Raw genomic sequence first — 14040 nt, 5'->3', positions numbered from 1 at the left:
GCAGTTCATTTCGCGGCAAAAATGCGGCGCTTTGAGTGTGGCAGGTCTTGCGGCGGTGCAACTTCGAAACCGCTAGGGATTGATTTGACCGGCCGGGCAAGGCAAGCTGGAGCTATGAATATCCAACATTCCAACACCAACACCCCCGGTGGGCCTTCTTCAAGCAAATGCACATCGGATCAGGTGGTGTTTGATCGAAAGGAACTTGGCGTGATCATGGGGCTTTATGGCCGTATGGTGGCGGCGGGCGACTGGCGCGACTACGGGATGAGCTTTCTGCGCGATCTGGCGGTGTTTTCCGTGTTTCGCCGCACAGCGGAGCACCCGCTGTATCGGATTGAAAAACGCCCCAAACTGCGTCTGCGCCAAGGGCAGTATTCGGTGATTGCCATGGACGGGCAGGTGCTCAAACGTGGCGATGATCTGCGCAATGTGCTGCGGGTGCTGGAGCGCAAGCTGATCCGTCCGATCGATTGATCAGGCCCACATGGCGCAACCGAAGCTTTCGAAAAAACTTCGGCGCAGAATTTTTGTGAAAACTCTGGTTACCACAGCCGCCGCCGCGCGGTGACCGGGCCATCCCCCTGATCGGCAATCCGGGACATGGCGGTGTCGATCCCCTCCAATACCACCGACATGTGATGTGCGTTGGCATGGATCAGCCGCTCATGATCAAACACCATCGCCACATGCCCCTTCCAAAACAGAAGATCCCCACGTGCCAGTGGGGCGTCCGCCGGGAGGGCCCGCCCGACCTTCTCTTGCATGTCGCTGTCCCCGGGGCACTCGATCCCCGCGGCCAGAAGCGCCGCCTGCACAAGGCCGGAGCAATCAATCCCCGCGCGCGAATTGCCGCCCCACAGGTAAGGCGTGCCCAGAAACAGTTCTGCGGTTTTGGCCGGGTCGCGCAGTTTGTCACCCCGGGGCATCAGATGTGCGCTGGGCACAAAATACCCGTCTGCGGTTTCGCTGAAGCGCCCGTGATCTGCCACGATGGACAGGCGGGCGCCGAATGACAGCCCCATCACGTCTCGGGTTTTGAAGTCGGGTTCCGAATAAAGATGTGTGGCGGCGGCGCTGACCCAATGGGTGGCGGGCTGTGCCCCCCCAAGCTGGGTCACGTCCACATAGCCCACATAGCCATCCCGCTCTGCCTGAACAAACGCATGGGCCTCATGCTCTTCCAACATCAGGAGCTGCTCGCCATAGAGCGCCTGCCGGTCCCGTGCCCCACCCGGCGCCCGCAGGATGTCCGCAACCGGCGTGACCACCCGGCGCAGCAGGCCGGGGGAGAAGCGGTCCGCCTGCACCCTGCCACGCAGACTGTCATGGGCCACACGCGGATTGGCGGGTGTCAGACGTGGATCGCTCATGCTTTGGTGTCCAGGTTCAAAAGGTCCGGCAAGGCCGCGAGGATCGCGCGCGCGCCCATCCCCACACCGCCCTTGGGACGAGCGGGCGCGGCGGATGGGTTCCAGCCATAGATGTCGAAATGCATATAGCGCGGCGTGTCCGTGACAAAACGATTGAGGAAAAGCGCCGCCGTGATGGACCCGGCAAACCCGCCCTTCGGCGCGTTGTCCAGATCGGCAATGCCCGGTTCGATCATCGCCTCGTAAGGTGCCCAGAGGGGCATCTCCCACACCGGATCGGCGACCTTGCGGGCCGCTTTGCGCAGCGCCTCTGCGTCTTCGGGGGTTGTGGCGTAAAACGGGGACAGGTCCGGGCCCACCGCCACGCGCGCGGCACCCGTCAGCGTGGCCATCGAAATCACCAGATCCGGGGTTTCCTCATCCGCCAGCGCCAGCGCATCCGCCAGCACCAACCGCCCCTCGGCATCGGTATTGTTCACCTCAACCGTCAATCCCTTGCGACTGGTCAGGATATCGCCCGGACGAAACGCATTGCCCGACACGGCGTTTTCCACGGCAGGGATCAACACCCGCAATTGCAACGGCAGCTCAAGCGCCATGATCATCTGGGCAAGCCCCAGCACCGTGGCCGCCCCACCCATATCCTTTTTCATAAGCGCCATCGACCCGCCGGGTTTCAAATTGAGCCCGCCCGTGTCGAAGCAAACCCCTTTGCCGACCAGCGTCAAAGTCGGGCCAGATTTGCCCCAGCGCATATCCAAAAGGCGTGGCGCGCGGGCGGGCAGGTCTGCAGCACGACCGACGGCATGGATCATCGGGTGGTTTGTGGACAGCAGGTCATTGCCGGATGTGACCCTGATCGTGGCACCAAATCGGCTTGCCAACGCCTCGGTGGCGGCTTGCAATTCTGCGGGACCCATATCCTGTGTTGGGGTGTTGATCAGGTCGCGTGTCAACGCCTCTCCCGCTGCAATCGCTTCCAACCGGTCGGCATCCACGCCCGCCGGCGCGGTCAACTGCGCCTGATTGCTTGCGTTTTTGCGATAGCGATCAAAGCTGTACCCCGCCAACAGCCAACCAAGCGCCGCCTCTTCCAGTTCTCGTTCCGGAAGGTCTGACATCAGGGTATAAGTGCCGGGGGGCAGCGTGGCACGTGCGGCGGCAAAGCCGAACCGTTTTCGGGCGCGATCCTGTGCGCTGCCATAACCCACCACCGCACATTCAATCCTGCCATCTGACCCCGGCACGACAATTGCCTTGCCCAAACCGGGCGCAAATCCGGTTGCTTCACACCAGGTACGGGCAGTACTGGGCAGGGTGGCCAACCCGTCAGGATCCCCTTTGTGAAGAAGGTGCAACGGAATGCTTGTGTCGGTTTCGGGGGCAAATCGCAATGTCATGGGGGACCTGTATGCTGGAGCTGACGGGTGGTTTGCCCTCAGACTAACGTCACACCACCTGCCTGCAACCCATTTGCGATCAGATCCGCGAACCGCCCGTTGAACGGTGGCTCAGACCGACATATCCTGCAGATCCCACACAGCAATCAATGACCCCTCGCCCACGCGGTTCAGGCGCGCGAGGACGGCGTGGCAGGCGGCAACATCCTTGTGACCCACCAGCGCAAGGGCATCACGCCCAATTCTGGCCAGTTTGGTCATGCCCAATTGCTGGGCGATAGTGATCAATGTGCGGATTTCCCTTGTGGCATCGTCTTTTCGATCCGCAGAGACGGCCTTTCGCAGTTGCGACAGGCCGACGGCCAGATCTTCCAACGCCTGATTTACAATTTTGTCGGCCCCGACCGGCCCGTGTTGCAGGAACAATACCTCCAGCTGATCCCGGTCCAATCCGACGGTTTCCTTGTGATGCATAAGTTTGACAGCGCTCACGGCGACACCCCATAAACTTTCCCTCGTTCCAGAGAGCTTGGGGCAATAACCCTCAAGAAAACGTATATCTACCTATTAGAAATTGCTCGAATTCCCTGCGAATTATAGGTAAAACCGTTCGAAATCGGAGGAGAATGACATGGACAAAGCCAAGCCGCTTCCCGCGTATCTTGTACAGCGCTACGAGGGATGGAAAGCCACAGGATATGCGGAGAACAAGGCGTGGTATCGCCGCCTGGCAGATGAGGGCCAGCGCCCGCGTGCGATGATCATCTCCTGCTGCGATTCCCGTGTGCATGTGACGTCGATCTTCGGGGCCGATCAGGGCGAGTTTTTCCTGCACCGCAATATCGCCAACCTGGTGCCGCCGTTTGAACCGGCAGGTGATTACCACGGCACCTCGGCGGCTGTGGAATATGCTGTAACTGCGCTGAAAGTCACCCATCTGATCGTACTGGGGCATTCCAGCTGCGGTGGGGTGAAAGGGTTTCATGACATGTGCAAAGGTCACGCCCCTGATTTGTCAGATGGCAGCAGCTTTGTCGGCAAATGGATCAGCCTGCTGAAGCCCGGCTATGAAAAGCTTGAGGCGAAAGACGGGGATATCACCGACCGTGACCTGGAAAAAGAAGCCGTTGTTGTGTCGTTGAACAACTTGATGACCTTCCCCTTCGTGCAAGAAGCGGTGGAGAGCGAGCAACTGTCGCTGCATGGATTGTGGACCGATATCGGCGAAGGCGGGCTGGAATATTACGACGCTGCCAGCGACTCGTTCCAGCCGGTGTAAGGCGGTCTTAAAGCGTTTCGGTTTTAACCTGACACAGGGGAAAACCGAAACGCAGTAAGAGATATCAATGTCATGGGCGTTTCGGGACAAACATGTGTCTCAAGTTTATCCCGAAACGCTTTAGGTCTAACGGCGCGGGCAATATACGGCGCGTAAGCTATACGATGCGTTAACCATCTCGGGTCATGCTGGTCACATGGCTGATGTGACATTGAGATTGGAAATGCCGCTGGAGATGCTGGTTGATCTGAAACGATCAGCAGATCTGCTAGGGATTTCCGTGGACCAATATATCCGCGACCTGATCCGGTCTCGCAGCATCAAAGAATTATCGGGCGGTTCTGATCCCTCAGAGCCGCCCTTTTTGATGCCGTTTTCAGGGGCGCGCCGGATCAAGGACGCCAGTTAAGCTCCCACCCTTCGGGCCAGCTGAGACGGGTGTTGATCGTGACCTCTGTTTCTTCACCGGGGGCAAGCGACAGGTTCCAGACTGACAATCCGCGCTTGTCGTCGTGATCGGTTTCATCCGGGCGTGGGGTGGCGGTGATCTCCACCTCAAGATCTTCCTGCTCGGAATAAGTCAGCGGATAAAAGGCGCGCACCTCTTGTGCCTCGCTCGTCAGGTTGGTCACGCGAAAGGCCGTGTCCTGTTCGCGGGTGTTCGTTGTCGAGATGAGGCCCCGATCCCCGGTTTCATTGGTGGCGACCACGTGTTCAAGACGGATGCCTTCGATGGGGCCGAAGGGCAGGGTGGTGTCGTCGCCCGCGGCCAGGAAGGGCAGGGCGAAACGCCCCATCAACGTGTCGCCGCGATACATCTTGGCCGCGCCGCCCAGCAGGGGTTCTTCGGTGTCATTGGTCATTTGGGCGACAAGGAACGCGGTGGTGTCGCGGCGCGGCACGGCGTAGATTTCCGGGGTGACGGGCAGGGTGAGATTGCCCAGCTCAAGGATCTGTGTGTCGCCACCGGCGGCGGACACTTTGGTGGGATAGCGATAGCTGACCGCGACGCCACCTGTGTCCACCACCATGCCTGCGGCCCCGTCCATCATCAGCTCTGGTTCAACGACGGCGCTTTCCAGTACCTCTGCCATATCTGCTGATTTCAGGCTGCGCGGGGCGGCGGAGGGAACCGGGCGCGGCGCGTGAATGCTGGCGCGATTGACCTGCGGCGCGCTGGGGTCCACGCGATCTGACGGGCGCTGGGTGGACAAGGTCAGGTCGATCTGATCCCAGACCGCGCCAAGAGGCGGGGTCACGTTAACGTTGCGATTGATCGTCAAGCTGTCTTGCGCGGGTTCTGCAAGATGCAGGTCATATTGTGGCACCCAACCGCCGCCCCAGTGATCTGATCGGGTTGCAATCACCAGTTTTTGCGCCTCGGCCAGCGAAACCGACAGGGCGGCGACACGTCCGATTTCGGGCGGCGGCGACAGGCGGTCAAAGGCGATCTGGGCCAGGTCGCGATCCGTTTTGCGTTCGGTCAGCAGGTCTTTGGCATCCCGCAACTCAAGCTGTTTCTCCGCGATCCGGCTGCGCACGTCTTCGCTTTCGCGTCCCACCAGTGCCGCCATCGCCTTGAGGTCATCCACCGAGGTTGCATCGTTTGGCGCAGAGATGCTTTCGAGGAAGGCCAGTTCGTTGTTGAGCGCGGCGATGCTGTCGGTCAGGCCCGACATTACGTCTTTTTGCGCGGTAAGGGCATCCTTGGCCGTGTCGAGCACATCTTTGGCCGCCGCTTGTGCCGGGGTCAAAAGGGCTGGGTCTGAAAGGGGGCTGTTTTCGATGAATGTCACAGCCCCCAGTGTTGCCTGCCCTTCCACCAGCATCAGGTCCGGCACGCCGTCGGTTTCATGGAACGGTGTGGCCGCGACAAGGATGCGATGCTGGCCTGCGGGCAGGTCCACCGTGATGTGATGGGTTTGGGTGGCACCTTGCGGATAAAGGATGGCCGCGACCACCGGGGCGGAGGTGTGAAAATCCTCGGCCCAAAGCGGCAGGGGCAGGGTGGTCAGGGCGGATAAGAGGAGGGCACGGCGCATCGGAAATGTCCTTTTGGGGTCAATCTTGTCGTCAGAGGAACATGTCGGGTGGCTATTTGAAAGGGGGAGTTTTGGGACGCGCGGATCTTGGCCGTGAGCGGATGTGCTCCCGCCCCCTGTGCCTGCGCACCTTTGGTGCTTGCCCGGGGTTGGGGGTGGCCTCGCTGCGCTCGGTCGCCTCCGGCGGAGGTATTTTCAGCAAGAAAAAGCAGGTGGCGCGTATGAAAAAAGCCCCACCATGTGGCGGGGCTTTCCTGATTTGGATTGTGAACAAGGGTCAGCCCTTTTTCAAAACCTCACGGCCCAGCAGTTCGGCGATCTGAACGGCGTTCAAGGCCGCGCCTTTGCGCAGGTTGTCCGAGACACACCACAGGTTCAGGCCATTTTCCACGGTCACGTCTTGGCGGATGCGCGAGATGAAGGTGGCGTAATCGCCGACGCATTCCACCGGGGTGACGTAGCCACCGTTTTCACGTTTATCGACCACCAGGATGCCCGGCGCTTCGCGCAGGATGTCGCGGGCTTCATCTTCGTCAAGGAAGTCCTCGAACTCGATATTCACCGATTCCGAGTGGCCCACGAAGACCGGCACGCGCACGCAGGTTGCGGTCACCTTGATCGACGGGTCGACGATTTTCTTGGTCTCGACGATCATCTTCCATTCTTCTTTCGTGTCGCCCGAATCCATGAAGACATCGATATGCGGGATCACATTGAAGGCGATCTGTTTCGGATACACCGACGGCTCCACTTCCTGACCCGGCACATACATGCCCTTGGTCTGGTTCCACAGCTCGTCAATTGCGTCTTTGCCGGACCCCGACACCGACTGGTAGGTCGAGACCACAACGCGTTTGATTTTGGCGCGGTCATGCAAGGGCTTCAGCGCCACAACCATCTGCGCGGTCGAACAGTTCGGGTTGGCGATGATGTTCTTGTTTTTATAGTCGTGAACCGCCTGCGGGTTCACCTCGGGCACGATCAGCGGGATGTCCGGGTCGTAACGGTACAGCGACGAGTTGTCGATCACCACACACCCAGCGGCCGCAGCCTTCGGCGCATAGGTCTTGGTCGCCTCGGACCCAACAGCAAACAGCGCCATATCCCAGCCGGTGAAGTCGAAAGTGTCCAGATCCTGGGTGGTCAGGGTCTTGTCACCAAAGCTGACTTCGGTCCCGAGCGAGCGGCGTGACGCAAGTGCGGCAAGTTCATCGACAGGAAACTGGCGTTCCGCCAGGATGTTCAGCATTTCGCGGCCCACATTACCCGTGGCGCCCACGACGGCGACTTTATAGCCCATTACGGCCTCCTATTTTTAGTCAGTCTTTGAACCACCCAAAGACGCAGGGTGCTTAGACCAAAAAAGACCGGTGGGGAAGGGGCGACCCGTCGATCTGCCATGATTTCTCGTTGACTTGTCGCCAAATTGCTGTGATACGGGCGCAATCTGTCCGGCTGACGCGTGAGCAGCCCGCCCAAACCTGAGGCAGACAGAGAGACGCACCTTGATCTCATGAAGGTGCAATTGAAAAGTTCCCAAATCACGCGGGGTGCTGACGGCCGGATCGGCGGGCAGGCAACTGCACGGGGATATGCCCCACCGCGAGCGCTGGTCGCAACCGATGCGATGGGCCCCCGCGTGGGTGGCCCCACACCCGTGTGAAACGGTGCGCCGATTTGCGTGCCAGAAAGATGATCATGACAAAATTTGCAGAGCTCGGGCTGGACCCGAAGCTGGTGGCCTCTGTTTCCGAGGCCGGATACGACACCCCGACCCCCATTCAAACCCAGGCGATCCCGCTGGTTCTGGCGGGCCGCGACGTGATGGGGCTGGCGCAGACCGGCACCGGCAAAACGGCCGCCTTTGGCCTGCCGCTGATCCATCAGCTGCTGGGCAACCATGACAAGCGCCAGTCGAAATCGATTAAGGCCTTGGTTTTGGCGCCGACCCGCGAGCTGGTGAACCAGATTGCAGTGAACCTGCGCGACTATGTGAAGGGCACGCACCTGAAGGTGATGACCGTTGTGGGTGGTGTGTCGATCAACCGCCAGATTGAGCAGTTGAACCGTGGCACCGACATTCTGGTCGCCACCCCGGGTCGCCTGATTGACCTGATGGACCGCCGGGCCATTCGTTTGGACACGGCGACATTTTTGGTGCTGGATGAAGCGGACCAGATGCTGGATATGGGGTTCATCCATGCCCTGCGTCGGATCGCGCCTGAACTGGGCACGCCGCGTCAGACCATGCTGTTTTCCGCGACCATGCCCAAACAGATGGAAGAGCTGTCGCGCGCCTATCTGACCGATCCCGCCAAGGTGCAGGTGACGCCGCCGGGCAAGGCCGCCGACAAGATCACCCAGTGCGTTTATTACGCACAGGACAAGGAAGACAAAGCGCGCCTGCTGATCAAACATCTGCGCAGCGAACCCGATGGGCTGTCGCTGGTCTTTTCGCGCACCAAACACGGCGCTGAGCGCCTGATGAAAAAGTTGGTGGCCGAAGGGTTCAAGGCGGTGTCGATCCACGGCAATAAATCGCAGGGTCAACGTGACCGCGCCTTGGCGGCGTTTCGCGCCGGCGAAGCACGTGTTCTGGTCGCCACCGATGTGGCCGCACGCGGCATCGACATTCCGGGCGTGAGCCACGTGTTCAACTTCGACCTGCCGGAAGTGGCCGACAATTATGTGCACCGCATTGGCCGCACCGCGCGGGCAGGCGCCGATGGCGATGCAATCAGCTTTGTTTCTGGCGTGGAACTGGGCCTGTTGCGCGACATCGAGAAACTGATGAAAATCTCGATCCCCGTGCTGGGCGGTGAACGCCCGCAAGAGGAAAAACGCCCGACCCGTCAGGGGCGTGGTGGCGGTGGCGGCGGTCGTCCCGGTGCCGGGCGCCGCGGAGGGGGGACCCCCAAAGCCGCCAAGCCGAAACCCGCACGGGGCGGCGACGCCGCACAGGGCAAACGCCGTGCTCCGCGTCGTCGCGGAAAACCGCGCGCGGCGTAATCTCGGCCGTTAGTCGGTGCGATCCTGGCTGAACAGATACAGCAGGCAGCCGATCAACATTGGCACCGCGAAATACAGAAACACCGCCTGGTAGGGGGCCACAATGTTGGCCCCTTCCACCGCTTGCGCTGATTTGAACACGCTGGCTGAACTGAACTGGAAGAACCCCACGCCGCCGATGCCCACCATGTTCATCAGCGTCATGCCGCGCCCCACCAGATGTGGGGGATAGAAACTGCGCCCATGCGCCATGATCAGCGGGAAGCTCGACGCAAACAGCCCGATCGCCGCCATCAACAGCGCGACCGACCAGATGCCGGATGTGGGCAGCGCCCAAAGCGCAAAGACAAACCCCACCGCAATCATGTTTCCGACAAAGATCACCCATTTGCGGGTGCCGAAAATGCGGTCCAGCGGGCCGTAGGCAAAGTTGCCGATGACCATCGCAAGCGCGATCCCCATCGTGACCCAGCCAATCCCGGTGGCCCCCATGTTATAGATGTCGCGCATGAACGGCCCGGCCCAGGATCCGCGCAGCCCCGCCGCCGCCGAATAATTCACGAACATGATCGGAAAGATTGCCCAAAGTGCGGGCAGCTTCAGCAGATCAAGCACCGACCCCTTCTGGCCGTCCTCATGCGCCAGTTTCGGCGGATCCTGAACGGTGAACAGGATGGCGACCGCGACCCCAAACGTGACCAGTGCCAAGGCCCACAGGCAAGCGCGCCAGCCAAAGCTCTCGACCGCCAGCGCCAGGGGCAGGGCGCCCGCAATGTTACCAAGCGCACCGATGCCGATCACCATGCCCGCCAAGGTGGCGAACACGCGGGGCGAATAGGTGCGGGCGAAGATGAAATAAGACGCCATCAGCACGGGCGAACAGCCCACGCCAATCAGCATCATCGCATAAAGCACGTGATCAGGATTGGTTGCATTGGCAAAGAGCAACGCGCCACCTCCGCCGCCAAGGGCCAGAAGGGTCGACGCCACTCGCTTTGGGCCAACATGATCCAACAACCAGCCCACCGGGATTTGCATCAAGGCGAAAATCAGGAACCACGCGCCGGACGCGCGCGCCAGATCTTCGGGGCTCGCCCCCAGATCGGCCTTCAGCGCAGGCGTCATCACCGCCAGAAAGGCACGGTAAAACTGGCTCAGCACATAGGCGATGATCAGCGAAATGATCCCGATCCGCATGGGCGCGCTCCTCTCAAAACACAACCCGGCCACAAGACACGGGAATGCCATCCAAAACAAGCCCCGGAACCAGGCCTGAAACGAGAAAGGCACGGGCTGAAACCCGCGCCTCTTTTTCTTGTCCTAAATATCCTGGGGTGAGCGAGCTTGCCTCGCGAGGGGCAAAGCCCCTGCTGTTACCCGTTGCGAACCGTGTCGATCATCAGTTGCACATTCTCCGGATCCGCATCCGGGGTGATCCCGTGACCGAGGTTGAAGATATGCGGGCCGTTTTTGAACGCGTCCACGATGGCGCGGGTTTCATCCACCAGCGCCTGACCGCCAGTGACCATGTGGCTTGATTTCAGGTTGCCCTGCACACAGCCATCGACCTGCACATTGGCCGCACCCCATTCCGGGCTGACAGAATTGTCCAACGCGACACAATCCACGCCGGTCGCCTTGGCAAAGCCGATATAACCGTCCCCGGCTTCGCGCGGGAAGCCAATGACGGGAATGCCCGGATGGCGCTTTTTCAGCTCCTGCGTGATCACGCGCGCCGGCTCCACGGCGTATTTCTGGAAATCTTCGCCTTTCAGCGACCCGGCCCAGCTGTCAAAGAGCTTCACCACCTCAGCACCTTCCTCGATCTGTTTCGACAGGTATTCAATCGTGCCCTCGGTCAGGCGATCCATCACCGCTTCAAACAACGGACGGTTCTCAGCCTTCAGCGCATGTGCGGGGCCCTGATCCTTGGTGCCTTGACCCGCGATCATATAGGTCGCCACGGTCCAGGGCATGCCCGCAAAGCCAATGAGAGTGGTTTCCGACGGCAGTTCGCGGCGCAGGATGCGCACGGTTTCATACACAGGCGCGAGGTGGTCGTGGATGTCATCTTTGCCGACCAGCTTGTCGAAATCCGCCTGTTCGGTGATGGTCGACAAACGCGGGCCTTCACCGGTCACAAACCACAAATCCGCGCCAAGGGCCTGGGGCAGCAGCAGAATATCGGCAAAGAGGATCGCCGCGTCAAAGCCATACCGGCGAATGGGCTGCAAGGTGACTTCGGCGGCCAGTTCGGAATTGTAGCAAAGCGACAGGAAATCCCCGGCCTCGGCGCGGGTGGCGCGATATTCCGGCAGATACCGTCCGGCCTGACGCATCATCCAGATCGGAGGGGTCGGCAGGGTTTCGCCCGCAAGGGCCCGCAGGATCGTCTTTTGCTCGCTCATCTTCTTCGCCTTTCCTGTCAATTGCTACGGCACTCGCCCGTCCGGCGCGTGATGTCAAGCACACTCTCGGTCGCATGCGTTTGACCTATGTTATGGACATGGGTGTTTTGCGTGGTAAATGAAGCCCATGACACAGACGACACTCACCCCCGTTCCCACTGCCGATGCACCCTTCAAGATCGGCACCCGCGGCAGCCCGCTGGCGCTGGCGCAGGCCCATGAAACCCGTGCGCGCCTGATGGCGGCGTTTGACCTGCCGGAAGAGGCGTTCGAGGTGGTGGTCATTCACACCACGGGCGACAACCGGTCGATGATTGATGCGGATAAGCCGTTGAAAGAGATCGGCAACAAGGGGCTTTTCACCAAGGAAATCGAAGAGGCGATGCTGGACGGGCGCATCGACATTGCGGTGCACAGCTGCAAGGACATGCCGGTGGAACAGCCCGAGGGGCTGATCCTCGATTGTTACCTGCCGCGCGAAGACACGCGCGATGCCTTTGTGTCGTTCAAATACAAATCCATCGCTGACCTGCCGCAGGGCGCGGTTGTGGGCACGTCGTCCTTGCGCCGCAAAGCGCAACTTCTGAACAAACGCCCTGATCTGAACGTGGTGGAATTTCGCGGCAATGTGCAGACCCGCCTGAAGAAACTCGAAGCAGGTGTGGCTGAAGCGACCTTTCTGGCCATGGCGGGGCTGAACCGCCTGGGCATGGACGAGGTGCCGAAAACCGCGATCCCGACCGAGGATATGCTGAACGCCGTGGCGCAGGGTGCGATCGTGATCGAACGCCGGATTGCGGATGACCGCGCCAAAACCATGCTGGCCGCGATCCATGACACCACCACCGGGCAGCGGCTCGATTGTGAACGTGCGTTCCTTGGCGCGCTGGACGGATCTTGCGAAACGCCGATTGGCGCGCTGGCCACGCTGGACGGGGATCAGATCACCCTGAAAGGCGAGATCCTGCGGGTGGATGGGTCGGAAGCCGTATCGGACCAGATCACCGGGGCCATTGCGGATGGACCTGACCTGGGCCGCAAACTGGCCGCGGATCTGCTCTCGCGCGTGGATGACGATTTCTTCGACTGGAAATAAGGCAAGCGACCCACATGTGGTGCGGTCCGCGCTGCCCTGCTTGGTTTCCAGCCGGTTAACAAAACCAGAAAACTAGTTTTCTAGTTTTCTGGTTTTTTAGACCAAGTAAGGGCGCCGGTTGGGGCGCCCTTTTTTTGTGGAGTGTACTGTTGGTGGTCCAAATGAGACGTCAGCAGCGCTCGATGGCGATGGCGATGCCTTGGCCACCGCCGATGCACATGGTGATCAGGGCCTTTGACCCGCCGATCCGTTCCAGCTCGTAAAGCGCTTTCAAGGTGATGATCGCACCGGTGGCCCCCACTGGATGGCCAAGTGCAATTGCCCCGCCATTCGGGTTCACTTTGGCCGGGTCCAGCCCCAGCCCCTTGTTCACCGCAATTGCCTGCGCGGCGAAAGCTTCGTTTGATTCGATCACGTCGAAATCGCCAACCGTCAGACCTGTTCTCGCCAACAGGTTTTCGACCGCAGGCACCGGCCCAATGCCCATCACCTCGGGGCGCACACCGGCATGGGCGTAGCCCAAAACGCGGGCGCGAGGTTTCAGCCCTGCCTTTTCGGCGGCCGATGCGCGGGCCAGAACCATCGCCGCCGCCCCGTCATTGATACCCGACGCGTTGCCCGCCGTGACCGTGCCGTCCTTCTCGAACGCCGTGCGCAGGCCTGCGAGCGCCTCCAGGGTGGTGGCTTTCGGATGTTCGTCACGCTTGAATTCCACGGTCTCGCGGCGCTGCTTCACCTCGACCGGCACAATCTGGTCGTCGAAATACCCGGCTTCGATGGCCTTGGCGGCGCGGGTCTGGCTTTCCAGCGCGAAAGCGTCCTGTGCCTCGCGGCTCACGTCATGCTCTGCCGCCACGTTTTCCGCCGTGACCCCCATATGCCCCGTGCCAAACGGGCAGTTGAGCGCGCCCAGCATCATGTCCTGCGCGCCGGCATCCCCCATTTTCTGACCCCAGCGGGTGGCGGGCAGGATGTAAGGCGCGCGGCTCATGCTTTCGGCGCCCCCGGCAATGGCAAACTCCGCGTCCCCCAGCATCAGCGCCTGAGTGGCGGAGACCACGGCCTGCGCGCCCGACCCACACAGGCGGTTCACGTTCATGGCGGGAGTGGTGTCTGGAATGCCTGCATCCATCGCAGCGATCCGCGACAGGTACATGTCGCGCGGTTCGGTGTTGATCACATGGCCGAACACCACCGTGCCGATCTGTCCCGGTTCAACCCCCGCACGGGCCATGGCCTCGCGGGTCACAAGCGCCCCAAGCGCGCTGGGCGCGATGCCGGACAGGCTTCCGCCGAAGGTGCCGATGGCGGTGCGCGCGCCGCCTAGAATGACGATATCGGTCATGGTGATCCCCAATGCTTTCAGATGTTTCGTTCAGCAAACTGTGCCATTGGGGCAGGGGGCTGTCGTCTGTTACGTTTCGTCAGATCCT

Annotated in this window: 13 protein-coding genes; 5 read left to right on the top strand and 8 right to left on the bottom strand. The window is 60.9% G+C overall.

Translation table 11 applies throughout. The annotated features are described in order from the left end of the window. Positions 1 to 114: 114 nt before the first annotated feature. Positions 115 to 477, top strand: coding sequence for a DUF2794 domain-containing protein (locus tag ACP15V_RS04475; RefSeq protein ID WP_424942466.1), 363 nt, complete (start codon positions 115 to 117; stop codon positions 475 to 477). A 68-nt stretch (positions 478 to 545) separates the two neighbouring features. On the opposite strand, the gene ACP15V_RS04470 is transcribed toward ACP15V_RS04475, so the two are convergent. The 3 genes from ACP15V_RS04470 to ACP15V_RS04460 all read right to left on the bottom strand — a co-directional run bounded on the left by ACP15V_RS04470 (position 546) and on the right by ACP15V_RS04460 (position 3265). After that, the gene (locus tag ACP15V_RS04470; protein WP_424942465.1) at positions 546 to 1373 is read right to left on the bottom strand and encodes an NlpC/P60 family protein; all 828 of its coding nucleotides are present in this window, start codon (positions 1371 to 1373) and stop codon (positions 546 to 548) included. After that, on the bottom strand, positions 1370 to 2773 hold the full coding sequence (locus ACP15V_RS04465) for a leucyl aminopeptidase family protein (RefSeq protein ID WP_424942464.1): 1404 nt from the start codon (positions 2771 to 2773) through the stop codon (positions 1370 to 1372). The genes ACP15V_RS04470 and ACP15V_RS04465 overlap by 4 nt, the downstream gene beginning before the upstream one ends. 111 nt (positions 2774 to 2884) lie before the next feature. Beyond that, complete coding sequence (locus tag ACP15V_RS04460; RefSeq protein WP_424942463.1) at positions 2885 to 3265, bottom strand: hypothetical protein; 381 nt, start codon at positions 3263 to 3265, stop codon at positions 2885 to 2887. Positions 3266 to 3404: 139 nt separating this feature from the next. Between ACP15V_RS04460 and ACP15V_RS04455 the strand changes: the two genes are divergently transcribed. Both ACP15V_RS04455 and ACP15V_RS04450 read left to right on the top strand, forming a co-directional pair. Next, positions 3405 to 4052, top strand: a complete 648-nt coding sequence (locus ACP15V_RS04455; RefSeq protein ID WP_424942462.1) for a carbonic anhydrase — start codon at positions 3405 to 3407, stop codon at positions 4050 to 4052. Positions 4053 to 4248: 196 nt separating this feature from the next. Then, on the top strand, positions 4249 to 4461 hold the full coding sequence (locus tag ACP15V_RS04450) for a hypothetical protein (protein WP_424942461.1): 213 nt from the start codon (positions 4249 to 4251) through the stop codon (positions 4459 to 4461). Here ACP15V_RS04450 and ACP15V_RS04445 read toward each other — a convergent pair. Beyond that, entirely contained in the window at positions 4445 to 6094 is a 1650-nt protein-coding gene (locus tag ACP15V_RS04445; protein ID WP_424942460.1) for a DUF4139 domain-containing protein, read from the bottom strand. The genes ACP15V_RS04450 and ACP15V_RS04445 overlap by 17 nt on opposite strands. A 277-nt stretch (positions 6095 to 6371) precedes the next feature. After that, entirely contained in the window at positions 6372 to 7394 is a 1023-nt protein-coding gene (locus ACP15V_RS04440) for an aspartate-semialdehyde dehydrogenase (protein WP_424942459.1), read from the bottom strand. Between the two features lie 398 nt (positions 7395 to 7792). Between ACP15V_RS04440 and ACP15V_RS04435 the strand changes: the two genes are divergently transcribed. Beyond that, a complete protein-coding gene (locus tag ACP15V_RS04435; RefSeq protein ID WP_424942458.1) occupies positions 7793 to 9103 on the top strand; it encodes a DEAD/DEAH box helicase in 1311 nt (436 codons plus the stop codon). Between the two features lie 9 nt (positions 9104 to 9112). Here ACP15V_RS04435 and ACP15V_RS04430 read toward each other — a convergent pair whose 3' ends face one another. Next, positions 9113 to 10300, bottom strand: coding sequence for an MFS transporter (locus tag ACP15V_RS04430; RefSeq protein ID WP_424942457.1), 1188 nt, complete (start codon positions 10298 to 10300; stop codon positions 9113 to 9115). Positions 10301 to 10476: 176 nt separating this feature from the next. After that, entirely contained in the window at positions 10477 to 11511 is a 1035-nt protein-coding gene (hemE, locus tag ACP15V_RS04425; RefSeq protein WP_424942456.1) for a uroporphyrinogen decarboxylase, read from the bottom strand. A 127-nt stretch (positions 11512 to 11638) separates the two neighbouring features. Here hemE and hemC point away from each other — a divergent pair, with 127 nt between their 5' ends. After that, entirely contained in the window at positions 11639 to 12607 is a 969-nt protein-coding gene (gene hemC / locus ACP15V_RS04420) for a hydroxymethylbilane synthase (RefSeq protein WP_424942455.1), read from the top strand. A gap of 169 nt (positions 12608 to 12776) precedes the next feature. Here the strand turns inward: hemC and ACP15V_RS04415 are convergent, their stop codons facing one another. Beyond that, positions 12777 to 13952 carry an acetyl-CoA C-acyltransferase family protein gene (locus ACP15V_RS04415; protein WP_424942454.1) on the bottom strand — a complete coding sequence of 392 codons (1176 nt, stop codon included), beginning with the start codon at positions 13950 to 13952 and terminating at the stop codon, positions 12777 to 12779. Positions 13953 to 14040: the final 88 nt, after the last annotated feature.

This window comes from Aliiroseovarius crassostreae (assembly GCF_049803815.1).
GTDB lineage: Bacteria > Pseudomonadota > Alphaproteobacteria > Rhodobacterales > Rhodobacteraceae > Aliiroseovarius > Aliiroseovarius crassostreae_A.
This window is presented reverse-complemented; position numbering and strand designations above follow the sequence as displayed.